The organism is Aliivibrio sp. S10_S31 (genome assembly GCF_014694495.1).
Lineage (GTDB): Bacteria > Pseudomonadota > Gammaproteobacteria > Enterobacterales > Vibrionaceae > Aliivibrio > Aliivibrio fischeri.
In genome coordinates, this window is sequence record NZ_JAAUWR010000009.1 from 20069 (window position 1) to 45034 (window position 24966).

The 24966-nt window shown below is 38.2% G+C and carries 20 protein-coding genes and 1 riboswitch; of the genes, 8 read left to right on the forward strand and 12 right to left on the reverse strand.

Annotated elements, in window-relative coordinates; translation table 11 throughout:
* Position 1: 1 nt before the first annotated feature.
* Positions 2 to 1195 (forward strand): MFS transporter, encoded by a 1194-nt coding sequence (locus HC728_RS09455; protein ID WP_012535178.1) that lies wholly within the window; start codon positions 2 to 4, stop codon positions 1193 to 1195.
* A gap of 25 nt (positions 1196 to 1220) precedes the next feature.
* On the opposite strand, the gene HC728_RS09460 is transcribed toward HC728_RS09455, so the two are convergent.
* Both HC728_RS09460 and HC728_RS09465 read right to left on the reverse strand, forming a co-directional pair.
* Complete coding sequence (locus HC728_RS09460) at positions 1221 to 2750, reverse strand: sensor domain-containing diguanylate cyclase (protein ID WP_194688029.1); 1530 nt, start codon at positions 2748 to 2750, stop codon at positions 1221 to 1223.
* A gap of 296 nt (positions 2751 to 3046) precedes the next feature.
* Positions 3047 to 3583, reverse strand: coding sequence for a cobalamin adenosyltransferase (locus tag HC728_RS09465; protein WP_065641671.1), 537 nt, complete (start codon positions 3581 to 3583; stop codon positions 3047 to 3049).
* Positions 3584 to 3672: 89 nt separating this feature from the next.
* Positions 3673 to 3803: riboswitch (cobalamin riboswitch) on the forward strand.
* An 18-nt stretch (positions 3804 to 3821) separates the two neighbouring features.
* Between HC728_RS09465 and HC728_RS09470 the strand changes: the two genes are divergently transcribed.
* Genes HC728_RS09470 through HC728_RS09480 form a run of 3 tightly spaced genes read left to right on the forward strand, consistent with a single transcriptional unit; the run spans position 3822 to position 6555 of the window.
* Entirely contained in the window at positions 3822 to 4739 is a 918-nt protein-coding gene (locus HC728_RS09470; RefSeq protein ID WP_065641670.1) for an ABC transporter substrate-binding protein, read from the forward strand.
* Positions 4739 to 5779 carry an iron ABC transporter permease gene (locus tag HC728_RS09475; protein WP_065641669.1) on the forward strand — a complete coding sequence of 347 codons (1041 nt, stop codon included), beginning with the start codon at positions 4739 to 4741 and terminating at the stop codon, positions 5777 to 5779. Before HC728_RS09470 ends, HC728_RS09475 begins: the two co-directional genes overlap by 1 nt.
* Complete coding sequence (locus HC728_RS09480; protein WP_017019558.1) at positions 5776 to 6555, forward strand: ABC transporter ATP-binding protein; 780 nt, start codon at positions 5776 to 5778, stop codon at positions 6553 to 6555. Before HC728_RS09475 ends, HC728_RS09480 begins: the two co-directional genes overlap by 4 nt.
* A gap of 12 nt (positions 6556 to 6567) precedes the next feature.
* Here HC728_RS09480 and HC728_RS09485 read toward each other — a convergent pair whose 3' ends face one another.
* From HC728_RS09485 to HC728_RS09530, 10 genes are all read right to left on the reverse strand, one after another.
* Positions 6568 to 7206, reverse strand: a complete 639-nt coding sequence (locus HC728_RS09485; protein ID WP_017019557.1) for a Crp/Fnr family transcriptional regulator — start codon at positions 7204 to 7206, stop codon at positions 6568 to 6570.
* A 137-nt stretch (positions 7207 to 7343) separates the two neighbouring features.
* Positions 7344 to 8690, reverse strand: coding sequence for a guanine deaminase (gene guaD, locus HC728_RS09490; RefSeq protein WP_017019556.1), 1347 nt, complete (start codon positions 8688 to 8690; stop codon positions 7344 to 7346).
* Between the two features lie 57 nt (positions 8691 to 8747).
* Positions 8748 to 9467, reverse strand: coding sequence for a purine-nucleoside phosphorylase (gene deoD / locus HC728_RS09495; protein ID WP_005423543.1), 720 nt, complete (start codon positions 9465 to 9467; stop codon positions 8748 to 8750).
* A gap of 22 nt (positions 9468 to 9489) precedes the next feature.
* Positions 9490 to 10710: a NupC/NupG family nucleoside CNT transporter gene (locus HC728_RS09500; RefSeq protein ID WP_017019555.1), complete on the reverse strand. Its 1221-nt coding sequence runs from the start codon at positions 10708 to 10710 to the stop codon at positions 9490 to 9492.
* Between the two features lie 232 nt (positions 10711 to 10942).
* Positions 10943 to 12313 (reverse strand): L-serine ammonia-lyase, encoded by a 1371-nt coding sequence (locus HC728_RS09505; RefSeq protein ID WP_065603570.1) that lies wholly within the window; start codon positions 12311 to 12313, stop codon positions 10943 to 10945.
* 63 nt (positions 12314 to 12376) lie between these two features.
* Entirely contained in the window at positions 12377 to 13099 is a 723-nt protein-coding gene (nfsA, locus tag HC728_RS09510; protein WP_065603572.1) for an oxygen-insensitive NADPH nitroreductase, read from the reverse strand.
* Positions 13100 to 13234: 135 nt separating this feature from the next.
* Positions 13235 to 15001: a sodium:solute symporter family protein gene (locus HC728_RS09515; RefSeq protein WP_017019732.1), complete on the reverse strand. Its 1767-nt coding sequence runs from the start codon at positions 14999 to 15001 to the stop codon at positions 13235 to 13237.
* A gap of 387 nt (positions 15002 to 15388) precedes the next feature.
* Positions 15389 to 16012 (reverse strand): bifunctional 4-hydroxy-2-oxoglutarate aldolase/2-dehydro-3-deoxy-phosphogluconate aldolase, encoded by a 624-nt coding sequence (locus HC728_RS09520; protein WP_017019730.1) that lies wholly within the window; start codon positions 16010 to 16012, stop codon positions 15389 to 15391.
* A 76-nt stretch (positions 16013 to 16088) separates the two neighbouring features.
* On the reverse strand, positions 16089 to 17027 hold the full coding sequence (locus HC728_RS09525) for a sugar kinase (protein WP_017019728.1): 939 nt from the start codon (positions 17025 to 17027) through the stop codon (positions 16089 to 16091).
* 34 nt (positions 17028 to 17061) lie between these two features.
* Positions 17062 to 17397: a cupin domain-containing protein gene (locus HC728_RS09530; RefSeq protein WP_017019726.1), complete on the reverse strand. Its 336-nt coding sequence runs from the start codon at positions 17395 to 17397 to the stop codon at positions 17062 to 17064.
* Positions 17398 to 17735: 338 nt separating this feature from the next.
* On the opposite strand from HC728_RS09530, the gene HC728_RS09535 reads away from it, so the two are divergent.
* From HC728_RS09535 to HC728_RS09550, 4 genes are all read left to right on the forward strand, one after another.
* Positions 17736 to 19889 (forward strand): heparinase II/III family protein, encoded by a 2154-nt coding sequence (locus HC728_RS09535; protein WP_065621487.1) that lies wholly within the window; start codon positions 17736 to 17738, stop codon positions 19887 to 19889.
* A gap of 2 nt (positions 19890 to 19891) precedes the next feature.
* Complete coding sequence (locus HC728_RS09540) at positions 19892 to 22042, forward strand: heparinase II/III family protein (protein ID WP_017019722.1); 2151 nt, start codon at positions 19892 to 19894, stop codon at positions 22040 to 22042.
* Positions 22043 to 22485: 443 nt separating this feature from the next.
* On the forward strand, positions 22486 to 23367 hold the full coding sequence (locus HC728_RS09545; RefSeq protein ID WP_017019721.1) for an NAD(P)-dependent oxidoreductase: 882 nt from the start codon (positions 22486 to 22488) through the stop codon (positions 23365 to 23367).
* Between the two features lie 484 nt (positions 23368 to 23851).
* Entirely contained in the window at positions 23852 to 24886 is a 1035-nt protein-coding gene (locus tag HC728_RS09550) for a polysaccharide lyase family 7 protein (RefSeq protein WP_017019720.1), read from the forward strand.
* Positions 24887 to 24966: the final 80 nt, after the last annotated feature.

A 24966-nucleotide genomic window follows, 5' to 3' on the forward strand; every position in this document is an offset into this window, starting at 1 on the left:
GATGATTGAGTTTAAAAGTAAGGCCTATTATCAAGTAAGTGCAGCTCTTGCATTTGGGTCTTTTATTGTATTTTGTAATTTATATTTGTTTCAGCCAATGCTACCTGTTCTCGCTGAGCACTTTTCTGTATCTGCCACGAAAATCAATTGGTTGCTAGCTGCTGGAACATTTACGTTAGCCTTTATGCTTTTGCCTTGGGCTATTGTCTCTGATTTTATTGGTCGTCGTAATGTGATGTTATTAAGTCTATTTTTATTACCAGCAATAGGCTTATTGTCGCTATTTACAGATAGCTTAACCGTATTAATTGTGAGTCGAGCCATAATGGGGATGGCTCTAGCTGGGTTTACTGCTGTAGCGGTTGCTTATATGGCTGAAGCATTTACAGCAAAAGCGTTCAGTTATGCGATCGGTGCTTATATTAGTGCAAACTCATTAGGTGGTATTTCAGGGCGGTTGTTTGGAGGGGTCATTACGGATCATTTTGATTGGCAAACTGCCGTGATATTCATGGCTAGTGTCAGTTTTATTGGTGCGATGCTTGTTGCTTTTGTATTACCAAAAGAAAGTAAAGTACATGAAGATAAAATGGAATTATCTGCTTATTATCGAGTGATAGTGCAACACTTAAGAAACCGACGCCTCTTTCTTGCTATGGTCATTGGCGGGGTGAATTTTGCTTTATTTGTAAATCTTTATTCCGTTACCGGCTTTCGGTTAATTGCTGAGCCATATTCTTTACCTTTAAGTATCACTTCTATGATTTTTCTTTGTTATTTATCCGGGACAGTAAGTTCTAGGTTAGTGGGTTTATGGAGTCAACGTTTTAATCCTGTATTGGGAATGTTTACCGGAACTGTAATGAGTTTAATTGGAATGTTTATTACGACAAGCGATTCACTAATTATAATAGTGATTGGCTTAAATGTATTAAGCTTTGGAGCGTTTTTTACTCATTCATTAGCTTATGGTTGGGTGAGTCAGCAAGCAGAAACTGCTAAATCTACGGCGACAGCTTTGTATTTGGTGCATTATTATGTCAGTGGTAGTTTAGGTGGTTTTTATTTGATGTTTTGTTGGCAGCATGGAGGGTGGAGTGCGGTAATGCTTGGAGCGAGTTTTCTATATATGATTATTTTTGCTTTATGCTGGCGTTTAAATCACTACGCCCAAACTAAAGTGGCTTGGGCGTAGTAAAGGTTAGTAATAAAAGCCTGAGTTAAAGGTTTTCAAATACTTTAAATCCATTCTTTCCTGAACGTTTAATGTCATACATTGCTGCATCGGCATTATGCATTAACTCGTTAATAGAACGACCATGTTCAGGGAAGAAAGCTAAGCCAATACTTGTGCTTAGTTGATATGGGATATCTTCAAGCATCAAGGGAGTATTACTGCTCTCTAAAAATTCCTCAACAAGAGCAAATATCTCTTCTTCATCAATAACGGTATGAATAAGCACGGCAAACTCATCGCCACCTAATCGAGCAACATAGCTATTTTCTGCGAAAGTACTATATAGATTTCTCGCTACTGCTTTTAATGCTAAATCACCAGCACTATGACCAAAGTTGTCATTGAGATCTTTAAATCCATCTAAATCAATGTAGATCAGAGCTAACTTGGTTTCATTTTTTCGTGCTTTTTGCATTTTCCAATGAAACAATTTTTTAAAGTATCCACGGTTGATTAGGCCAGTCAGGCTATCGTGGTGAGCCAATTTCTTTATTTCGTTATGGTCAATTTTTTTCTTCAATTGTAATTGAGTAATAACCAGCGATACGATAAATGAAAGTAGAATAAAGCATCCAATAAGAAGCACTTCACCACTTGAAATTCGTTCTATTGACCATTTAGGGTAGTTAGGGACGAAAGTAATTAATCGCCAGCATGAGTCTTTTTTAACAATCTTAACTGATTTTGCTGAATCTAAATTTTTTGGATAAGCAAATACGGAATCGAACGTTAAAATTCCAGAACCTATTTCATATTGACCTTTAGGTTCTTTCTCAATACAAGAATAAGTTATTGGATAAATTGCCGGGTATGTTTTACTTTCGTCTTCATTAAACATGAAAGCGAATTCAAGATCTGGTCTTTTATCATAAAATAAAAAGTAATTATTACTGTTTATTAGCATGTGATGGTTTCTTTTATCCAAAGAAAATAGTTTTAGACCATCTAATAAATGCGCTGCAAGGTAATTTAATATAACGATACCTCTTTTATTTCCCTGATCATCATATACAGGCGTAGCTAGACGAATCATAGGTTTATAAGGTTCTTCGATTTCACCATGCTCAATATTTAAATCTAAAATAGAAACGTAAATATCTCCATCATTTAAAGATAAGCTGTCTTGAAAATAATAACGGTTAAATTTATTTTGTAATTCATTACCAGCAACAACACTTGGAATACCATTATTATAGTTAATACGAATGAGCTCATTGCCTTCAAGATCAAGGTATCTTAATTGATCATAAAGTCCTTTACGTAAGCTCAGAGCAAGCGTGTTCATTTCAGCTAGTTTAATGAGTTTACGTTCGTGTTTTTGGTATGCTTTGTTAATTTCAATAAAATCAGAAAGCAACAGTAAGTCTTGCCCTATGCTGTTTAGGGTCATTGCAATGTATTTTTTTTGTGCTGAAATTAGAGCACTTTGTTCTGATTTTATTTTACTTATTTCTATCTGGTTCTGTGAGAATTTATAGAAATAAAACACTGAAAATAATAAGATATTTAACATTGTAAATAAAACGATAAAGCGTGGCCAAAAAAATAATTTATTGGACTTACCAAATGTAATCACTCTAATCACTTAACCTAAATTTAACAAAAAAGTCATTTATTGCATGACTGTAATAATTGAGGTGGACTTTATAATATATGAGGTTTGCTATCAATATAATTAAAGATCATAAATAGAGTTGCATTGACTTGTATCGTGTTACTGCCATTGATAATGAAAGAGAATATTATGGTTCTTATTATTAATATTCTTTTTCATTATTCGCTTAACGATATATTTACATAATATTTAATCTATTCAGGTGTTGGATAGTTAATGCTTGTGTATTCAGGTTCATCAATGCCCATATCTTGGTTTAATACTCGTGTAAGCACAAAGTAATAGTTAGCGAGCGCATTTGCAAAACGAGGAAGTGTTTCTGGGATGGTTTTATTGGTTAATTTATCAATAAGGACTAAGGCACGAACCACTTTTTTACTTAAGCTACGGCATTGATGAAGTTGAATCACTGGACCGGTTCCTCGCGGAAGCACAAAACGTTTCCCTTTGTCATGAACTTGTTCTTTAAAGTAAAGCATTTCAGACACGAGCTCTTGAACGTCTTGCTCAAAGATGCCACATTTCCCACGAATCGATCCATTAAGGTGAAATATTTTTGGTTGTAGACGCTCTAGTGATTCACGGACTTCTTGATTAGTGACTTGTGATAGAGCTAAGCCAGTATAGGCACACAATTCATCCGTTAAGATTTCAAAGTCACATAATGGGCTGTCTTCAAAAATGAATGGGTATGAAAGTTCACCAATATTTCCAGATGCTTTAAGTGCCATAAATCATTACTTTGTTGATTAAAGAGGTGATGAATTTTATCACGTTGTAGGGGGTATCTCTAATTAATTCCATGTTTTCAGGGTTATAGATAGAATATATCAACATAGCATCGTACAATGAAGATTACTTCGGAATACGGTGAGAATCCGTAACGGGCGCGCCACTGTGAGAACTTGCAAGAGTTTGAGTCAGATACGAAGTTGGTTCATATTATGTACGCGATTTACAGGAGTTGCCATGCGTTGGCTTGCGTTAAACCCATTTATTATTGCTTTTTCTCTTTTGCTTTCTTGGTCAACGATGGCCGAAACTACCTATCCATTACATGTTGTTGATGGGTTAGGTCATACCGTTATTTTAGATAAAGCACCTACAAAAATATCGTCAAAAACGTTATTCACCGATGCCGTATTATTGGAGTTGGTTGATAAAGAACAATTATCCAGTTTGACTGATCTTGCTAATAACCCTAACTATTCAGCGATTAAAGATATCTTGCCAAAATCAGTACCTTTGTTAGCGCTTAATGTGGAAATGATCATAGCGAATCGTCCTGATCTTGTTTTTGCTGCTAATTGGAGTGATGCATCAAAGTTAGCGATTATTGAGAGTGCTGGTATCCCGGTTTATCGCATTCAAACGCCTAATACCTTAAAAGAGGTTGAAACAGAGATTTTGCGAGTCGGTGATATTGTTAATCGTCGACTTGCTGCTGAGCGAGTCATCGAAGATATGCAACAGCGTTTACAGCAAGAGGTTATCTTACCTAAAAAGCGATTAACTGCTTTGGATTATAATCCGTGGGGAACATCGAGCGGTCAAGATTCTACTTGGGATGAAGTCTTAAAACAGGCAAATCTGAATAATGCCATTGAAGGGCTAGTGAGTGATAAATACGGGCAAGTTCCCGTATCAAAAGAGATGGTCATTGCATTAAATCCAGATATTTTATTTATACCAGCGTGGGTGTATGGAGATGAAAAAGGTGCTGATAAATTTAAGCAAGACGTCTTATCTGATCCTTCATTACAATCCGTTAATGCCATTAAAGAAGGTCGGGTCTATCAAATGCCACATGTGTTAAGAAGTGTTTATAGCCAATATATTATTGATGCGATTCTGTTTGTTAATCACTCTGCCTATAAGAAACTCTGATGCCTTTTTATCGTTTAACCTCTTTTCAAGCTATTGTATCTACGTGTTTATTTATTGGATTATTCTTAACATATTTAAGTCTTGGTGCGGTTCACATTCCAATCATTGATATTTTAGCTATGTTTAAGAGTTATATATTTGGTGGGAGTGAGTTAGCAACTAAAGAGTATCCGCTTGCTTCTGCAATAGTGATGCACATTCGTTTGCCAAGGGCGTGTGCTGCAATTATGGCTGGTGGTGCATTGGCTTTAGCTGGATCCTGTACTCAAGGATTATTTAAAAACCCATTAGCGAGTCCTGATGTATTGGGGGTAAGCTCGGGAAGCAGTTTTGGTGCTGTTATCGCTATTGTTACGGGTTTTTCTTTTATGAATCCGATATGGTTACCTGTTTTTACAACGGTTGGTGCTCTTGCTGCTTCTGCGTTTATTTATGTTCTTGCATCTCGTCACTCTTCTTCACAAATTTTATTTCTCATATTAACTGGATTGGCGCTATCGAGTTTATTGGGCGGTGCTCGTATGGGACTACTATTAATGGCGCAACAGTATGAAGTCAGCCAATTTGTTTTCTGGGCAATGGGGGGGCTAGATGGTCGTATGTGGCAGCATTTATTATGGCCAACACCCGTGATTATTATTGTATCTACCTTGTTACTCAAAGAAAGTCGTTCTCTCAATTTACTCGCTTTAGGTGAGGAGAGTGCTCATGGTATGGGTCTAAATGTAAAACAGACACGATTTAAATTATTGATGTTTGCTACGTTATTAACGGCGATGTCGATTGCTATTGCTGGGCCTATTGGTTTTATCGGCTTAATGGTTCCTCATTTAGTGCGTCTATTAGTAGGACCAAGTCATGAGAAATTATTGCCGTTTTCAGCCATATTTGGTGTGATATTTCTATTGGTTTGTGACTTATTAGGACGTTGGATCATTGCGCCTAATGAATTGAAAGCGGGGATCATTACTTCATTTATTGGTGGTTGCTACTTTATTGGTTTGATCATTCGATTTCAAAGAAAGGGACGTTTAGCATGAAGCCATTATTAAATGTCTCACAATTAAACTATCAGGTTGGGACTAAGGCATTATTAAAGTCGATTTCCTTTACCGTCAATTCTGGTGAATTGGTTGGTATTATTGGCCCGAATGGCGCGGGGAAAAGTACATTAATGAAGTGCATCAGTGGATTTCAACCTTATGCCGAAGGAAGTATTGAGATCCAAGGTCAATCTCTTGCTGTCTTATCTCATATTGAGCGTGCATTATGTATGAGTTATTTGCCTCAATACAGTGAAGCCGCTTTTCCTTTTAATGTGATGGAAACCATTGGTTTTGGTTTTCATGCGAGACAGCAACATTCAATTATATCTCCAGCTGAGATAGAGAAACAAAGCCAAGCTGCATTAGAAAAAGTGGGAATAGAGCATCTACATAAGCGTAATGTTACTGATTTATCTGGCGGTGAAAAACAGCTCGTACATTTTGCCCGAACTTTAGTTCAAGATACGCCTTTAATGTTACTTGATGAGCCGACGGCGAGTTTAGATATTGGCCATGAATCTCAATTGATGAATGTCTTATATCAAGAATGCCAAAAAGGAAAATCAGCATTGGTTGCTATTCATAACTTAAATACCGCTGCTGAGTTTTGTGATCGTTTGATTTTGATTAATCAAGGTGAAATTATGGCTGAAGGAAAGCCAAATGATGTGTTGAGTGAAGAGAATATTCGCACCTTATATCAAGATTTAGTGATGGTATCTCATCATACCGTGACAGGAAATACGATCGTATCGCCATATAAAAAATAGCGATGATCATGTTTATTTGTCTACTTCGGTATAAAGCACTTCGTCTTTTAGTGCTTTTTCATCCAGTAACTCAAACTCATGCCCTTGTTTGATTAGCTTATTTTCTTTTTCCAAAACTTGTAAAATTTGGCGATAACATCGGTCAGTTATACCTAGCTGCTTGGCTTTTAAGGTCACTGGAATTTTAAATAGCAGACTATTTGAGTGCTGCTTTAATTCGAGGATTTGTTCGATGACATTAATCCTTGCAGATAATGTGATGTTATTCATTAGTTTAGTGATATTTTTGTTATATCTTGTTGAAATGAATTCGAGCAGAAGAATCGCTAGCTCTGGTTTTTCTCTTAATAATTCAAGAAGTTTAAGTTTAGGAATTTTATAGAGATAACCAGCTTTGTTAGCTTTAACATTCAACGTTGAATAAGGCTTTCGTTGGAAGAATTCCATCTCACCTAGAGGACCTGAATAATTCGTATCTACTCCAAGAATAAATTCTTTACCATGTTCATTTATATGGAAAATGGTTAAATCGGCGTCTTGGCAAAATAGAAGCGAATTAATTGGTGTCGATTGCTGTAAAAGCAACTCATTCTTAACATAAGAGATCTTAGGTAAATTAAGCTCTGAGATTAATTGTTGAAACAGATCCATGCTCTATCTCTGTGTATTAAAGATAGCTCTATGGTAATGGTTTCATAAAAAAATGCGATAATAATAAAGAATGAGTTGCAGAATATTCTACTTTGTCTCAGTTCGTAATTTTTTCTGCAAACTCAACTCTAAACGTTTTACTTTACTTGATTGCCATCAACCCAAACTTGGCGAATATTGTTTCTTGTTGTGTGAGTGATGATTTTTTCTAGTATGTCTTGAGGTGAATCGAGATCAGGACAAATCAATAGGTTAGAATCTTCATCATCAATAACTAGAGCGTCGAAGCAGTAACCCTTTTTAAATTGTCCAACCGGTAGTTTTAATAATTGACCGCCACCCGTTGTTGCCATCCAATAAGCTTCTAACAATGAGACTCGGCTATTCGATTGGCCTCTTGTTTCTGCTGGTAGATTTGCATTCGTTCCACATTCTCGTACTCTTGAGTGAAGGACTGCATCAGAGCAAGCCATAAATAGAGAAGGAAGAGGGCCTCCTGCTATGTCTGAACCTAATCCGAGCTGAATCTCTTGATCTAAGTATTCACGCAATGGCAATGCTGCATTTGCAAAATAGATATTGGACCTTGGACAGTGAGCGATACCCGAACCTTTTTGCTTGATGATATCAATGTCTGAATCGGTTAAGAAAATAGAGTGAGCTAAGATGGTTCGTTCACCCAGTAACCCTGCTTCGTTATAAATTTCGATATCTGTTTTATTGTATTTTTCTTGGCTGAAATCTCTTGCCCAATCGCTTTCTGAAGCATGAGTTTGAACCGCACATTGATATTTTTTCGCTAAATCACCTAACCCTTTTAATGCTTCTAACGAACAGGTAGGGATAAACCTAGGCGTGATAATTGGTTCGACTAAGTTATTGTTATTAGCTAGTTGAGAAAAGGATGTTATGAATTTTTCTGCTTCTTGAATAGAGTGTTCTGCGCTCTCTTCCACGTAGTAATTAGGACACATCTCCTTATCATCCATTGAGACTTTACCAACTAATGCACGTTGGCCATATTTTATGCAAGTTTCTGCCAAATAAAGAGAAGATGAAGTATTTATAGTCGCAAAATAGGTTGCTGTTGTAGTGCCGTTAGCTAAATAGGTTTTTACTAGGTGAGGGTAGTACTGTTCTGCAAATGACAGATCGCTAAACTTATGCTCTAAAGGGAACGTATAATGGTCAAGCCATTCATTGAGAGGAAGATCTAACCCTTTCCCAGCTTGAGGCCATTGTGGAGCATGGATATGAAGATCAATCATGCCAGGTAATAAAAATTGTTGGTCGGTTAACTCTTGTAGAGAATCTTTTTCTTTTAAGAAGTTAAGCGTTTTTGAATAATTAGGATCGGAAGGATGGAGAACGTCACATATCTTACCTTGCTGATCGATAGTAATCAGCCCATTAGAGATAAATTCAAATTCCCCTTTAATCGGGCAATGATAAACTTTACCAACGACGCCTTTTTTTATATTCATTAGTTATTTCTACACTTTGAAAAAAGGCCAATGATTAATTGGCCTCTAAGATATGTTTTATTCAGTTGGTAATTTTAATGCTACATCCAGTGCAACATTAATCATTTCATGAAGTTCAGTTCGACGTTCATCCGCCGTCAAATGTTCATGGTTTTTAATATGGTCAGTCACGGTACATAGGGCAACGGCATTACAATGGTTTTCTGCTGCTGCACTATAAAGTGCATTAACTTCCATCTCTACTCCAAGAATGCCATAGCGTGCCATCATGTCGTATTGCTCTTCATCAGGACGATAAAATAGATCAGAAGAAAAAACGTTACCTACAAGGTAATTAATGTCAGTCGTTTTTAACGTATTAACACACTCACTAAGCATATTGTAATTTGCAGTTGCAGCAAAATCGTTATCTTTAAAACGAATGCGATTCATTTTTGAATCGGTTGATGCCCCAATAGCTACAATAAGATCTTTAAGTTTCACATCATCATGAATAGCGCCACAGCTTCCAATACGGATAAAGTTTTTTACCTTATAAGTGGTCATTAGTTCATGAAAGTAAATGGATGCAGACGGTGCGCCCATTCCGTGACCCATGACTGAGATTTTTCGACCTTTAAATTCGCCAGTAAAACCTAACATGCCTCGAACATCAGTAACTTGAACTACATTTTCTAAATAAGTTTCTGCTATTAATTTTGCGCGAAGTGGATCACCTGGCATCAAGATAGTATCTGCAAATGCATCCAGTGGTGCATTAATATGTGGAGTCGACATGATTAATCCTTATTAGTACATGTTAAGAAAATGAAAGAAGCGCACCAGCAATGGTACCTGACATTAAGTTTGCAAGAATTGCGGCCATTAAAACACGAGGTCCAATTTCCGAAAGAATATGGCGTTTATTTGGACATATAGCACCAAGGCCACCAATAACCATCGCTAAAGAACCAATGTTGGCAAAGCCACAAAGGCTGAATACAACAATAGCTTGAGTTTTTGGAGACAAGGTTTCCGCTATTTCAATAAAGTTGATATAGGCAACAAACTCATTAACCGCAATTTTTTGGCCAATTAGTGATGCTGCGGTAACGGCTTCGCTCCAAGGAACCCCCATTAAAAAAGCCAGAGGAGATAATATATAACCGATAATCAGTTCTAGGCTTAAACCTTCAATCGAGATTAAATCACCAATACCGCCAACTAAGCTATTTACTAATGCGATCAAAGCAACAAAGGAGATAAGTAAGGCTGTCACGGTGGCGACTTGATTCATCCCCATGATAGAACCATCAGTTATCGCATCTAAGAGTGATTTAGGTGTGGTTTCGTCATCGATTTCGATTTCATTAGTGATTTTTTCTTGTTCTGTTTGTGGGCAAAGTAATTTGGCAAACAGAAGTCCAGCAGGAGCCGTCATAAAGCAAGCGGTTAAAATATATTTTGGGTCTATTCCTAAATTGATGTAGCCAATCATTGTACCGCCAGCAACGCTCGCTAATCCGCCTGTCATTACCGCAAACAGTTCAGAGCGAGTCATTTTTTTGATTAACGGACGTACCATTGAAGGAGCTTCGATAGGACCAACAAAAATGTTAGCCGTAGCAGACATTGATTCCGCTTTGCTCGTACCGAATAATTTAGATAACGCACCACCGATTAAATTAATCACAAACTGCATTATTTTGAGGTAATAAAGCACGGAGATAAGTGCAGAAATAAAGATAACGACACAAAGAACGTTAATCACAAAAATAAAACCGACTTTATAGTTAGCGAGATCGCCAAATACGAAGGTTAATCCCTCATTTGAGAAGTTAATAATATGGTTAACGGCATCACTCATCATTTGTAGTATTCCTTGACCTAAAGGAACGTACATTACAAAAGCACCGAATGATATTTGAGTAATAAGTGCAATGATAATTGTTCTTACATTGATGGCTTTTTTATTCTCGGATAGCAAAAATCCAATGAACAATAGCACCAAGATTCCAACACAGCTCATGAATAATGACATGAAATACTCCAAAGGATTTAAAAGGTAATAAAGACAATACGGCGGCTAAAAAAGCAAAAAGCGGAAATTTTTCCGCTCTTATCTATTTGTGTGGGAATAGTATGATAGTAGTCACAAATTAAAGAGGTTGATTTGTATTTCTGTTATGCAAATCAAACTATGAAAATAGGGCTTAATTGAGTTATTTAGGCCTGTAGAAGAAGAGCTTCATGGAAGTATAGAGCGGCCATTATTACTCACAAGGAGGAGCCATATGAATTAAAGCCAATCCTCCTAGTGAAGTTTCTCGATATTTCTTATTCATGTCTTTTCCTGTTTGGTACATGGTCTCAATGACTTTATCGAGTGAGATTAAGCATTTGCTTGTGCGCTTTAATGCCATACGTGAAGCATTTATGGCTTTCATTGCTCCCATCGCGTTTCGTTCGATACAAGGAACCTGAACCAGTCCCCCAATGGGGTCACAAGTCATGCCTAAGGAATGTTCCATTGCAATTTCAGCGGCCATGCAAATTTGTTCATTACTGCCACCAAGAAGCGATGTTAGTCCAGCCGCCGCCATGGAGGACGACACGCCAACTTCACCTTGGCAACCAACTTCGGCTCCAGAGATAGAGGCGTTGGTTTTGTATAAAATCCCGATAGCACCCGATACGGCTAAAAAGTCTTTAAGTTGCTTAGTGTCTAAGGGTTTAATAAATTTGTGGTAGTACATCAAAACACTTGGAATCACACCTGCTGCACCGTTTGTAGGGGAGGTTACAACCTGACCGCCCGCTGCATTTTCTTCGCTAACGGCAAAAGCAAACAGATTCACCCAATCTAATACTTCCATAGGATCATTATGCGTGGATGTATTCACTTCTAATTTTTTGAGTAATGCAGGTGCTCTACGGGTGACATTTAAGCCACCTTCAAGAATGCCTTCAGTTTGAAAGCCTCTTTCCATGCAAAGGGACATGACTTTCCAGATTTGGTCTACTTTAGAATTAATTGCTTCCATTGACTGAAATGAGACTTCATTACGTAATACTAATCCGCTTAGGCTGAGTCCATGTTTTTCTGCTTTTTCTAGCATTTCATCCGCTGAGCCAAACGGGAATTCTACTGTAATTTCTGGTGCTTGATTTTCATTTTTAAGCTCGCTTTCGGTTGCGATGAAACCGCCGCCAATAGAGTAATACGTTTCGATTGCGATTTGTTTGTTATCAATAGTAAAAGCAGAAATAGTCATGCCATTTTCATGCAGAGGTAAATTCGTTTTATGAAACAGCATGTCTGTCTGATAATTGAAGGAGATGGTTGATTTGCCAGAGAGTTGGAGGACATGTTCTTCTATTGCCTTACGCATAGCGTGATTAGCACTGGTTATTTTTATTGTATCGGGTTTGTTTCCAAGTAAACCCAGAAGCGTTGCACGATCAGTATGGTGCCCTATACCGGTTAATGAAAGAGATCCATAAAGATCAACTTGAATGCGTGTTATTTGAGGTAAGTAAGGATCAATCAGTTGGGTAAAATGATGACCTGCAATCATTGGCCCATTAGTATGAGAACTTGATGGGCCAACGCCGATTTTGAAAATATCAAAGATAGAAAGCATAACAACACCTTAAAACCGTATTTATTGTTTTAAGTTTAGTTGTTTTCTCTATTTATGCTTATATCACTTAATAGCTAGGCCTTTATTATTTAAGTAGCCTTTAATGTGAGGGCGAGATTCTTGAGATAGTTTTCCTGTAATTTGTTCTGACCATGAACTTTGTTTTTGATTCGTCGAGCGCGTTGCATAGTAGCTTTGCATTATTTTGTCATATTCATCAATTTTACTTTTATCTAGTGGCTGATAACTATTTTCATGAACAATAACGTCGGGACTTAAACGTGGTTTTTTTTGAGGTGTTTGATTTGGGTAACCTAAACACATACCAAACAAAACAGCCGTGTTTTTTGGCAGTTCTAATAAATCATCAACGCCTTGTGCGTTTGTACGTAACCCACCGATATATACGCCTCCTAACCCCATAGACTCTGCCGCTAAAAGACAATTTTGCGCCATAATACCGGCATCAACAGCACCAATAAGAGTAAGTTCGGTAAATTCGGCTTTGATCTCCGGGTTCATTTCGTAATGACGCTGAAAATCAATACAGAAAACAAGAAACTCCGCCGCACCTTCAACATAAGGCTGACCTCCTGATAGCTCAACTAATGCTTTTCGTTTCTCACTATCGGTGATTCGAATAATAGAATTAACTTGGAGCAAGCTAGAAGAAGAGGCGGCAATACCAGCGCTGATGATGGTATCTAATTGCTCTTTGGAGATAGGTTCATTGGTGAAAGAACGAATAGAGCGGTGATCTAAAATAGTATCGATAACAGGGTTCATAGCATAGTCCGTCATTAAGCAAAGGTATAATATTACTTATAGCATGATTAGTTTATTTTATTATTAACACAAAGTTATATTAAAAAAACCTTGCTAGGAGCTGCAAGGTTTTTTACATAGGGATTTTTATATTGTTTAGTCATTCACTGTAGCAGCTTTAGTCTCTGCGCCATTTTTTGATGCATTAACAAGTAAAATACCAACGCTTAATACGATTGACCCACATAGAAGGAATAGTAATCGGCCTGTTGGTTCGTTTGGAATCAATGCCATAGCTAAGATACCAAAGCCAGCAGTGCAAATCAGTTTACCAAGCATCGCTCGCTGTTTTGTATCTAGGTTTTGTTGTTCTTCACCTTCAGCAATTAGTGGTGTGTTCCAGTTAGTAAATAACTGTTCTACTTCAGCTTCACGTTCAGGAGATAAACCTTTATAGAAACGAGAAGTTAAGATGAAATAGCCACCAGTAAAGATAACGTGAGCCGCTAAGCTAAGGCCAACTTTCAAGTCGCTCCACTCACGGCCAGTTAGTGCTTGGTCAAGGCCGAATAGATTCTGGATGTCTTCTGCTTGTAGAGAAATACCAAAAATATAAGAAACCACACCACCAACAACCAATGTTGACCAACCAGACCAATCGGGAGTCTTACGGATCCACATACCTAGTAGTACAGGGATAAGCATTGGGAAACCAATTAAAGCACCAACATTCATTACGATATCAAACAAGCTTAAGTGACGTAGTGAGTTAATGAACAAACCCAGACTGATGATAATAGCTCCCATCATAATAGTTGTTATTTTACTTACAATAACTAGCTCTTTTTGCGATGCTTCTTTACGTAAGATTGGGCTATAAAAGTTCATAACGAAGATACCTGCGTTACGATTTAATCCTGAATCCATAGAAGACATGGTTGCGGCAAACATTGCTGACATTAATAGGCCAACCATACCTGCAGGCATTACGTTTTGTACGAAAGCTAGGTAAGCTGCATCTCCAGCTTTATCACCCATCGATGCGTATTGTGCAGCAAAATCAGGCATGAAAGCACTTACGTACCAAGGTGGTAGGAACCAAATTAGTGGCCCAACAACCATTAGGATACATGCAAGACCTGCTGCTTTACGTGCGTTTTCACTGTCTTTTGCACATAGGTAGCGATATGCATTGATGCTATTGTTCATTACACCGAATTGTTTTACGAAAATAAACACAATCCAAAGGATGAAGATGCTCATGTAATTAAGGTTGTTACCTAACATGAAGTCGCCATCGAAATTAGCTACAATATTAGTTAAGCCACCGCCGTGGAAGTAAGCTGCTACTGCACAAGTGATAGTTACTGCCATGATAACGAGCATTTGCATGAAGTCAGAAGCGACAACGGCCCAAGAACCGCCTGTTACTGCCATTAATACAAGTACTAAACCTGTTACGATAATCGTTGCTTCCATAGGGATATTGAAAACTGCAGCAACGAAAATAGCGAGGCCATTTAACCAAATGCCGGCAGAGATTAGGCTGTCTGGCATACCTGCCCAAGTGAAGAACTGCTCAGAGGTTTTACCAAAACGTTGTCTAATTGCTTCAATTGCCGTTACAACACGTAATTGACGGAATTTTGGAGCAAAATACATATAATTCATGAAGTAGCCAAACGCATTGGCTAAAAATAGGATTACAATAACGAAGCCGTCATTGAACGCGCGTCCTGCGGCACCTGTAAACGTCCATGCTGAAAATTGTGTCATGAAAGCAGTTGCACCAACCATCCACCACAACATTTTGCCACCGCCTCGAAAATAGTCACTTGTTGATGTTGTGAACTTTCTGAACATCCAACCAATAGCTACTAAAAAGAAGAAGTAGGCAAGAACAACGAGAGTATCAATAGTCATTTTTTTCAGCCCTTTTTATATCATAATTAATTGATATCTAGATTACTCTTTTCTGGTTTTATTTGTACTACAATATGTCTTTATCGTGATCTGATTCGCATGTTTTTTGATCTCGATAAGAGTGTTATTTTATGTATCAATTAGCTTTGATCTTATGTTTCATTGAGTTGTGATATCTTTTAGTGTAAGTTGTTGATATTCGAGATTGGGTATATAGTAATACAAAAGGTGGCTTTGTTAAGGTTGTTAACTGCATATGATGGCGTCTTTATTTTGAAGTGTGAGTATGGCGTAAAAATAAGAAGTGGTTTGTTTTAGACCGTAAAATAACAAAAGCGAGCCATTGGCTCGCCTAATAAAGAGTAAGAAATTATTAATTAAAGCGGATTAACTTACACGCTCAACTGCATCACGAACTAATGCGCCTAATTCATCCCATTTACCTTCATCAATAAGGTTTGTTGGTACCATCCAAGTGCCACCACATGCTAAAACTGCAGGGATAGATAGGTAATCGTCAATGTTTTTCAAGCTTACACCACCTGTTGGCATAAATTGTACAGGGTAAACAGCCGTTAATGCTTTTAGCATATTGATACCGCCAGAAGGCTCTGCTGGGAAAAACTTAAGAGTACGCAAGCCCATCTCCATTGCTTGTTCAACCAAACTTGGGTTGTTTACACCCGGTACAATTGGTATGTTTTTGTCTAAACAATACTGTACAGTACGTGGGTTGAAACCAGGACTAACGATAAAGTTAACACCGGCATCAATGGCTTGGTCAACCTGTTCATTAGTTAAAATTGTACCCGCACCAATCAGCATCTTAGGGAATTCATCACGCATGGCACGAATCGCTTCTGCTGCACATGGTGTTCTAAATGTGATTTCTGCACACGGCATGCCATTTTCAACTAAAGCACGGCCCAGAGGAATTGCATCTTCCGCTTTGTTGATTGCGATTACAGGGATAACTTTAAGGCTTGCCAATTGTTCATTTAAGGTAGTCATGATTACACTCTCATGTTGAATTTGATTAACGATAGGTACCTAAGGAAGAATAATTATCTAGGTACCATATTAAAAATTATAAAGATAAATTTGGCATTACATCACTTGGAATGATGGCGCCTTTATATTGGATCACTGTGCCAGCAACAACGTGCCCAGCATAAGCAGCTTCAAGTCCATTGCCACCACAAAAACGTTTTGCTAAAAAGCCAGCACTGAACGAGTCACCTGCGGCTGTTGTATCAATGATTTTTTCTTTTTCTACAGGGTAAGGAGCGACATAGTTTGCTTGATCGTTTTGAACGACTAAACAATCCTTGCTTCCTCGCTTGATAATGAGTTCATTAACCCCAGCCTTTGATGTTCTTTCAATGCATTGTTCAAGATGGTCATCACCATAAAGTGCTTGTTCATCTTCAAAAGTAAGTAATGCAATGTCTGTTAGTGACAGTACTTTTAAATACCATGACACGGCTTCTGATTGGTCATTCCAAAGTTTAGGACGGTAATTATTATCAAAAAGAACGTTTCCGCCTTGAGCTTTGTATTGTTCTAAAAATGCCAACAGCACGTGACGACCGTTATCAGTGAGGATAGCAATAGATATCCCACTTAAATAAATCGCATCAAAAGAAAATAAGCGTTCCAAAAGAACGGCTGTTTCTTTTTGATCAAACAGATATTTTGCTGCTGCATCGTTACGCCAATAATGAAAGCTACGTTCACCAGTGTCATCGGTCTCGATGTAATACAGGCCGGGTTGTTTATCGTCTAATTGAGTCACCAAATCTGTATTGATGCCTTCTACTTTCCACTTTTCTAGCATATCAAGGCTAAAAGGATCATTGCCTAACGCAGTAATATAACTGACGTTAACGTCTTTGTTTTTTGTTAAGCGCGACAAGTAAAGTGCTGTGTTTAATGTATCTCCACCGAATGTCTGCTCAAGCCCGTTTTCTTTTTTCTGTAGCTCAACCATGCATTCGCCAATGACCGCGATGTTTAATGATTTCATATGCTTACCTTAGCAACTGAGGTTGCGCTAGTGATTATTTTAAGAAGTCTTCTCGTGCTGGTGAAAACATATCAAGTAAAATGCTGTCTTGCTCAAGAGCCACGGCACCATGAACAAAGTGTTTAGGGGCAATATAAGCGTCACCTGCCGTAAGTACGTGTTTAACACCATCAACTTCGGCTTCAAAGCTACCACTTACGACGTAACCAATTTGGTCATGGATCTCATGAGAGTGAGGAGCGCCGATTGCGCCTTTATCAAAACATAGATGAACAGCCATTAGTTCATCTGTGTAGCCTACAATTTTACGTTTGATGCCACCGCCTAGTTCTTCCCAAGGATTTTCTTGTAATTTAAAAAAATTATTCATAATGCTTCTCCTAATAAAGGTATCAACTAAATTTATTGTTTCGATGAGGAGAACTATAAGCTAATAATTTAATTTGTAATACAATATAGTTTATTTTGTGTGATATGAATCAAATAAGAATTTACTCTAGCTCTATTTTTGCTGTTATTTAATGACCTATTACAAAATTCATATTATTTAAAATCAATGCTTTATATTGTTTTGTGTGATTATCATCATTGTTTGATAACGCTAAGGTATAACCAAAGCTAATATTGTATTACTTTATGTGAAGTTTGATAATTTAGTTACGTTTAGAGATTAAATACTCTTTATTGAGATTGAGGGTGAAAAAGAATATGACGACACAACCAATTTTACTTACGGATGCAGAAATTGAACAGCTTCACCTAGAAGTTGGACGCTCGACTTTAATGGGCAAGACCATTGAAGCACATAAGCAAGATGTTGATGCATTTATGCAACTGCCATTAGATGTCCCTGGTCACGGAGAAGCAGGTGGTTACGAACATAATCGCCACAAACAAAACTACACGTACATGAATCTTGCTGGTCGTTTATTTCTGGTTACTAAAGAAGAAAAATATGCCAACTTTGTGAAAGAGTTATTGGCGGTTTACGCAGAGAAATACCTAACATTTGACTTTCATGTACAAAAAAACACAAACCCAACGGGTCGTTTGTTTCACCAAATCTTAAATGAACATTGTTGGTTACTATTTACGAGCCTTGCTTATTCTTGTGTTGCATCAACCATGACTGAAGAAGAGCGAAGTACGGTTGTTGAGCGTATTTTTGAGCCAATGCTTGATATGTTTACCGTTAAATATGCACACGACTTTGACCGTATTCATAATCACGGAATTTGGGCAGTGGCAGCGGTTGGTATTTGTGGTATAGCAATTGGTAAACGTGAATATTTAGATATGTCAGTTTATGGCATTGAACGTAACGAAACTGGCGGTTTCTTAGCGCAAATCTCCGAATTGTTTGCTCCTTCTGGGTATTATATGGAAGGGCCTTATTACCATCGTTATGCAATTCGTCCAACGTGCGTGTTTGCTGAAGTGATCCACCGTCACATGCCAGAAGTGGACATTTATAATTTCAAAGGACAAGTGATTGGCAACACGGTACAAGCCATGCTTTCAACCGCATACCCAAATGGTGAATTCCCTGCATTAAATGACTCATCTCGAACTATGGGCATTACGGACATGGGGGTTCAGGTTGCGGTGAGTGTTTACAGTAAACACTATGAACTTGATGACAACATCTTAGGCATGGCAAAAATTCAAGATCGTGTTTGGATGCACTCTTGTGGTTTAGAGTTATCAAAAGCGTATGAAGAAGCATCAGAAAAGCATGAAATCAATATGCCTTTTTGGCCGAGTATTGAACTAAATGAAGGTCCTGATGGCCACTTTGGTGCACAAGGCTTTATTCGTATGCAGGATAAAAAAGGCGATGTATCTCAACTTGTTATGAACTACGGTCAGCATGGTATGGGTCATGGTAATTTTGATACGTTGGGCATTACCTTCTTTAATCGCGGCCAAGAAGTGTTGCGTGAATATGGCTTCTGTCGTTGGGTTAACGTTGAACCAAAATTTGGTGGTCGTTATCTTGATGAGAACAAATCTTATGCTCGTCAAACTATTGCTCATAATGCGGTTACCATTGATGAACAATGCCAAAATAACTTTGATGTTGAACGCGCAGATAAAGTACATGGTCTTCCGCATTTCTTTAAAGTAAATGACACTAACATTAATGGTATGAGCGCATTTGCTAATGATCATTATGATGGTCTTGATATGCAACGCAGTGTCTTTATGCTTAAGCTTGATGAACTTGAATCACCACTGCTACTTGATCTTTATCGTATTGTCGGTGAAGGAGAGCATCAGTACGATTACTCTCACCAGTATGAAGGTCAGATAGTACGTACTAACTTTGAGTATCAAGCGAATAAAGAGCTGAATACGTTAGGCAGTGATTTTGGTTACCAACACTTGTGGAATGTGGCAAGCGGTACAGCAAACGATACGGCACTGGTTAGTTGGCTACAAAACAATACTTATTATACTTGGTTAGGCACAAGCTCTAACGCAAATAATGAAGTGATTTTCACTCGAACAGGGGCTAATGATCCAAGTTTCAACTTACGTAGTGAGCCTGCGTTCATTCTTCGTAGTAAAGGGCCATCAACTTTATTTGCATCAGTCCTAGAAACACACGGTTATTTTAATGAAGAGTTTGAGCAATCAGTGAATGCTCGTGGGTTGGTAAAAAATATTCAGGTTATCGGTCACACAGTCGTAGGATCGGTTATTGATATTCAGACTGAACACTCTAATGTAACTGTAATGATTAGTAATCAATTTGGTGCAACAGCCAACACCGCGCACATCGTAGAATTAAATGGAAAATCATACCGTTGGACTGGCTTCTATTCATTAGAAACAAACACGATTAAGCAGGAGAAATAATTATGAGCTATCAACCACTTTTACTGAATTTTGAAGAAGCCGCTGAGCTTCGTAAAGAACTTGGCAAGGATAGCTTGTTAGGAAAAGCCCTTACTCGTGATATTAAGCAAACAGATGCTTACATGGCAGAGGTGGGGATTGAAGTTCCGGGTCATGGTGAAGGTGGCGGTTACGAACATAACCGTCATAAGCAAAACTATATCCATATGGATCTTGCTGGTCGCCTGTTTCTCATTACTGAAAAAACGAAATATCGTGATTACATTGTAGATATGTTAACTGCGTATGCAACGGTCTACCCTACACTTGAGAGTAACGTAAGTCGTGATTCTAACCCTCCAGGTAAACTGTTTCACCAAACATTAAATGAAAATATGTGGATGCTTTATGCTTCTTGTGCGTATAGCTGTATTTACCACACGATTTCAGAAGAACAAAAACGTTTAATCGAAGATGATCTTCTAAAGCAAATGATTGAAATGTTCGTCGTAACTTATGCGCATGATTTCGATATCGTACACAACCATGGTTTATGGGCGGTTGCCGCGGTTGGTATTTGTGGGTACGCTATCAATGATCAAGAATCAGTAGATAAAGCCTTGTATGGTTTGAAAATGGATAAAGTGAGTGGTGGCTTCTTAGCACAACTTGATCAACTGTTTTCGCCAGATGGCTACTACATGGAAGGTCCTTATTACCATCGTTTTTCATTGCGTCCAATTTACTTGTTTGCTGAAGCGATTGAACGTCGTCAACCAGAGTTGGGTATCTATGAGTTTAATGATTCAGTCATTAAAACAACATCGTACTCAGTATTTAAAACAGCTTTCCCTGATGGCACATTACCAGCACTGAACGATTCATCGAAAACGATTTCTATCAACGATGAAGGCGTTATCATGGCAACATCGGTGTGTTACCACCGTTATGAGCAAACAGAAACGTTACTTGGTATGGCTGATCACCAACAAGATGTTTGGGTTCATAGTTCAGGTCAAACATTATCAAATGCGGTTGAACAAGCTGATGAAATCAAACCATTTAACTGGGGCAGTTTATTTGTTACTGATGGCCCAGAAGGCGAAAAAGGCGGCGTAAGCATTCTTCGTCACCGTGATGAAAAAGACGACGACACCATGGCGCTAATTTGGTTTGGTCAGCACGGTTCTGATCATCAATACCATTCAGCGTTAGATCACGGCCACTACGATGGCTTACACTTAAGTGTATTTAACCGTGGTCATGAAGTATTGCACGATTACGGTTTTGGTCGTTGGGTAAATGTAGAGCCTAAATTTGGTGGTCGTTATATCCCAGAAAACAAAACGTATTGTAAGCAGACCGTTGCTCACAACACCGTAACGGTGGATCAGAAAACACAAAATAACTTTGATACGGCATTGGCAGAATCAAAGTTTGGTCAGAAGCACTTCTTTGTTGCCGATGACCAATCACTGCAAGGCATGAGCGGCACGATTTCTGATTACTATACTGGCGTAGATATGCAACGCAGTATCATTCTTGCGGATCTCCCTGAGTTTGAAAAACCATTAGTGATTGATGTGTATCGCATTGAAGCAGATGCAGAGCATGAATATGATTTACCTGTTCACCATTCAGGTCAAATCATCCGTACCGATTTCGATTACCAAGTTGAAAGCACATTGAAACCTTTGGGTGAAGATAATGGTTATCAGCACCTATGGAGCGTAGGCTCAGGTAAAGTAGAAGGCAGTTCTTTAGTCAGTTGGTTACATGACAGTAGTTACTACACATTGGTAACAAGTGCAGTAAAAGGTAGTGAAGTAATTTTCGCTCGCACTGGCGCAAATGATCCAGACTTTAACTTGAAGAGTGAACCAGCATTGATTTTACGTCAGTCAGGTCAAGACCACGTGTTTGCATCCGTATTAGAAACACACGGCTACTTTAACGAATCGATTGAAGCGTCTGTTGGTGCTCGTGGGTTGGTAAAAGCGGTTTCAGTGGTGGGTCATAACAGTATTGGGACTGTTGTTCGCATTGAAACAACTTCTGGCAATACTTACCATTACGGTATTTCAAACCAAGCTGAAGACGCACAACAAGCCGCTCATACGGTTGAGTTTGATGGAAAAACATATGAGTGGAATGGGTCGTTCGCACAGCTTTAATCTAAACGAATGATTTAATTTACAGATTGGGAAATAAGACCAAACTGGATACTTTCGCATAGAGTATCCGGTTTTTTTATAGACGACACAGTTTTCATGCTTTTATATTAATAAGTAATACAATTGTGCGTATTTTTTTGTCGTTATGGTTACGAATGCGTTTGTTATCTCTTCGTAATTAGCTTGATTTACTGAAAAAACAAATGATAAAGAGTAAATTTACATACATGTATTGTCACTATTCAATAAGTTTAACACCTTAAAATTAAGAACTTTTTTGGTTATTAATGCCTTGGCTTTATTGGTGTGAGTAATAAATTATAGGGCTACATCACACTTCATCATTAACATGTGAATAATCGCCTTAAAACTATTGATCAAATTCTAATGGCTCGTTATTATAATGAGTATATAATCATACAATAACATATTTGGAGTTCAACATGACTAAACCTGTAATTGGTTTCATCGGCCTAGGTCTTATGGGCGGCAACATGGTAGAAAACCTACAAACACGCGGCTACCACGTAAACGTAATGGATCTTAGCGAAGAAGCGATGGCACGCGTTACTGCTCGTGGTAATGCTACAGCGTTCACTTCTGCAAAAGAATTAGCTGCAGCAAGTGATATCGTTGAGTTTTGTCTTACTACTTCGGCTGTTGTTGAAAAAATTGTTTACGGTGAAGATGGTGTTCTTGCTGGTATCAAAGAAGGTTCAGTATTAATTGACTTCGGTACTTCTATTCCTGCTTCGACTAAAAAAATCGGCGCAGCACTTGCCGAGAAAGGCGCAGGCATGATCGATGCTCCTTTAGGTCGTACACCGGCACACGCTAAAGATGGTCTTTTAAACATCATGGCAGCTGGTGATATGGATACGTTCAATAAAGTGAAACCACTCCTTGAAGAGCAAGGCGAAAACGTATTCCACCTAGGTGCTCTAGGTTCAGGTCACGTGACTAAGCTTGTGAACAACTTCATGGGTATGACAACCGTTGCAACGATGTCTCAAGCATTTGCTGTTGCTAAGCTTGCCGGTGTTGATGGTCAACAACTGTTTGATATCATGTCAGCAGGTCCATCTAACTCTCCGTTTATGCAGTTCTGTAAGTTCTACGCAGTAGATGGCGAAGAGAAGTTAGGCTTCTCTGTTGCAAACGCAAATAAAGATCTTGGTTATTTCCTTGCGCTTTGTGAAGAGTTAGGTACTGAGTCTCTAATTGCTCAAGGTACAGCCGCAAACCTACAAGCTGCTGTTGATGCTGGCCTAGGTCAAAACGATGTACCTGTTATTTTTGACTACTTCACTAAACTAGAGAAGTAATCACTCATAGTCTTACTAACGCATTCTCAGGACAATCCAGTCTTAGAGTGCTTTAGTAGGGCTAATTTTTTATCTCCTTTCTTACTCTTTTTATAAATATCTTCTTCGTGTTAGGCTTGTTAATTAACCTTGATAGCACTTCATTATCTTATCGCTTACTCCTCAAATTTTATCTTTGTCATTGTATTGATTTAGCGTAGTTAATTTTAAATTAAATGTATGATGAATATTGTGATTTTTAACATTCTGTATATCTAAGGTATTGATGTTAAAAAACGGAATTTTTCTTATTTATAATTGTAAATGCTATCAAGATCTAAATTTCATCCCTATTTTTAAGATCAATCATGACTAACTTCTCACATCTATAACCCCTTAATTCCCCCTTTTTTATATGTGGTAAAATAATACAAATAAAGACGTTAAATAACTCTCTTTCCACTGAGGTATAACTCAGTACTCATTACCAATAAAGGATTGAATAATGTTAAAGAAAAATAGGCTAACTGCCGCATTATTGGCTGTTGTGCCAATGGTCACTTTTGCGAATAATGGTGTTGTAGAACCCGTTCCCGCTGATAATTTTGATATGCGAAATTGGAAGATAACTATTCCATCAGATATTAATGAAGATGGGATAGTTGATGAGATTGAAGGGGTGGCAATGATGAGTTACTCACATAAGGATTTCTTCCATTTAGATAAAGCAGGCAGTCTTGTATTTGAGGTTCAAAACCAAGCCATCACAACCAAAAACTCAAAAAATGCACGATCAGAGCTTCGTGAAATGCCACGCGGTGCTGATTTCTCAATTGATACTGCTGATAAGGAAAACCAGTGGGCGTTGTCAAGTCATCCTAACGCGAATGAATACAGTGCAGTTGGTGGTACGTTAGAGGCAACGCTAAAAGTAAACCATGTACCGATTAACGCTAAATTTCCTGATAAATACCCGGCATACTCCGTTGTTGTTGGTCAAATCCACGCGAAGAAACACGATGAGCTTATTAAAGCAGGTACTGGTTATGGTTATGGTAACGAACCATTGAAGATTTTCTATAAGAAGTTCCCAGGTCAGGAAATGGGCTCGGTGTTTTGGAACTATGAGCGTAATTTAGAGAAGAGCGATCCTAATCGTGCAGATATCGCTTACCCTGTTTGGGGTAACACTTGGGAAAACTCAGCTGAGCCGGGTAAAGCAGGTATTGCACTAGGTGAAGAGTTCAGTTACCGCGTTGAAGTAAAAGAGACCATGATGTACCTGACTTTTGAAACCGCACGCCATGATAAGGTTACTTATGAGATTGATCTTAGTAAAGGCGTCGACAAGCTAGATTCACCTACTGGCTACGCAGAAGATGATTTCTACTTTAAAGCGGGCGCGTATGGTCAATGTAGTGTGAGTGAATCTCACGTTGTGTGGGGTACAGGTTGTGCTGGAACTGGTGATTTTGCAACAGACAAAAAAGCGGGTAACTACAGTAGCGTTACCTTTAGTCAGCTTGACTTGAATAAGTAAGTTAAATAAATACTAGAGTGATAAAAAAGACCGCTAAGTAACTAGCGGTCTTTTTGTATGTAAAGAGCTTTATCTTTTGT

What these genes read in the sequence shown, in the direction of transcription:
- HC728_RS09485 (WP_017019557.1), bottom strand. Translation starts at nt 7,206, where the DNA reads ATGGATCTGTTTCAACAATTAATCTCAGAGCTTAATTTACCTAAGATC.
- nfsA (WP_065603572.1), bottom strand. Translation starts at nt 13,099, where the DNA reads ATGAACCCTGTTATCGATACTATTTTAGATCACCGCTCTATTCGTTCT.
- HC728_RS09475 (WP_065641669.1), top strand. Translation starts at nt 4,739, where the DNA reads ATGCCTTTTTATCGTTTAACCTCTTTTCAAGCTATTGTATCTACGTGT.
- HC728_RS09500 (WP_017019555.1), bottom strand. Translation starts at nt 10,710, where the DNA reads ATGTCATTATTCATGAGCTGTGTTGGAATCTTGGTGCTATTGTTCATT.
- HC728_RS09525 (WP_017019728.1), bottom strand. Translation starts at nt 17,027, where the DNA reads ATGAAATCATTAAACATCGCGGTCATTGGCGAATGCATGGTTGAGCTA.
- HC728_RS09470 (WP_065641670.1), top strand. Translation starts at nt 3,822, where the DNA reads ATGCGTTGGCTTGCGTTAAACCCATTTATTATTGCTTTTTCTCTTTTG.
- HC728_RS09480 (WP_017019558.1), top strand. Translation starts at nt 5,776, where the DNA reads ATGAAGCCATTATTAAATGTCTCACAATTAAACTATCAGGTTGGGACT.
- HC728_RS09520 (WP_017019730.1), bottom strand. Translation starts at nt 16,012, where the DNA reads ATGACTACCTTAAATGAACAATTGGCAAGCCTTAAAGTTATCCCTGTA.
- HC728_RS09460 (WP_194688029.1), bottom strand. Translation starts at nt 2,750, where the DNA reads ATGTTAAATATCTTATTATTTTCAGTGTTTTATTTCTATAAATTCTCA.
- HC728_RS09455 (WP_012535178.1), top strand. Translation starts at nt 2, where the DNA reads ATGATTGAGTTTAAAAGTAAGGCCTATTATCAAGTAAGTGCAGCTCTT.
- HC728_RS09545 (WP_017019721.1), top strand. Translation starts at nt 22,486, where the DNA reads ATGACTAAACCTGTAATTGGTTTCATCGGCCTAGGTCTTATGGGCGGC.
- HC728_RS09550 (WP_017019720.1), top strand. Translation starts at nt 23,852, where the DNA reads ATGTTAAAGAAAAATAGGCTAACTGCCGCATTATTGGCTGTTGTGCCA.
- HC728_RS09465 (WP_065641671.1), bottom strand. Translation starts at nt 3,583, where the DNA reads ATGGCACTTAAAGCATCTGGAAATATTGGTGAACTTTCATACCCATTC.
- deoD (WP_005423543.1), bottom strand. Translation starts at nt 9,467, where the DNA reads ATGTCGACTCCACATATTAATGCACCACTGGATGCATTTGCAGATACT.
- guaD (WP_017019556.1), bottom strand. Translation starts at nt 8,690, where the DNA reads ATGAATATAAAAAAAGGCGTCGTTGGTAAAGTTTATCATTGCCCGATT.
- HC728_RS09530 (WP_017019726.1), bottom strand. Translation starts at nt 17,397, where the DNA reads ATGAATAATTTTTTTAAATTACAAGAAAATCCTTGGGAAGAACTAGGC.
- HC728_RS09535 (WP_065621487.1), top strand. Translation starts at nt 17,736, where the DNA reads ATGACGACACAACCAATTTTACTTACGGATGCAGAAATTGAACAGCTT.
- HC728_RS09515 (WP_017019732.1), bottom strand. Translation starts at nt 15,001, where the DNA reads ATGACTATTGATACTCTCGTTGTTCTTGCCTACTTCTTCTTTTTAGTA.
- HC728_RS09505 (WP_065603570.1), bottom strand. Translation starts at nt 12,313, where the DNA reads ATGCTTTCTATCTTTGATATTTTCAAAATCGGCGTTGGCCCATCAAGT.
- HC728_RS09540 (WP_017019722.1), top strand. Translation starts at nt 19,892, where the DNA reads ATGAGCTATCAACCACTTTTACTGAATTTTGAAGAAGCCGCTGAGCTT.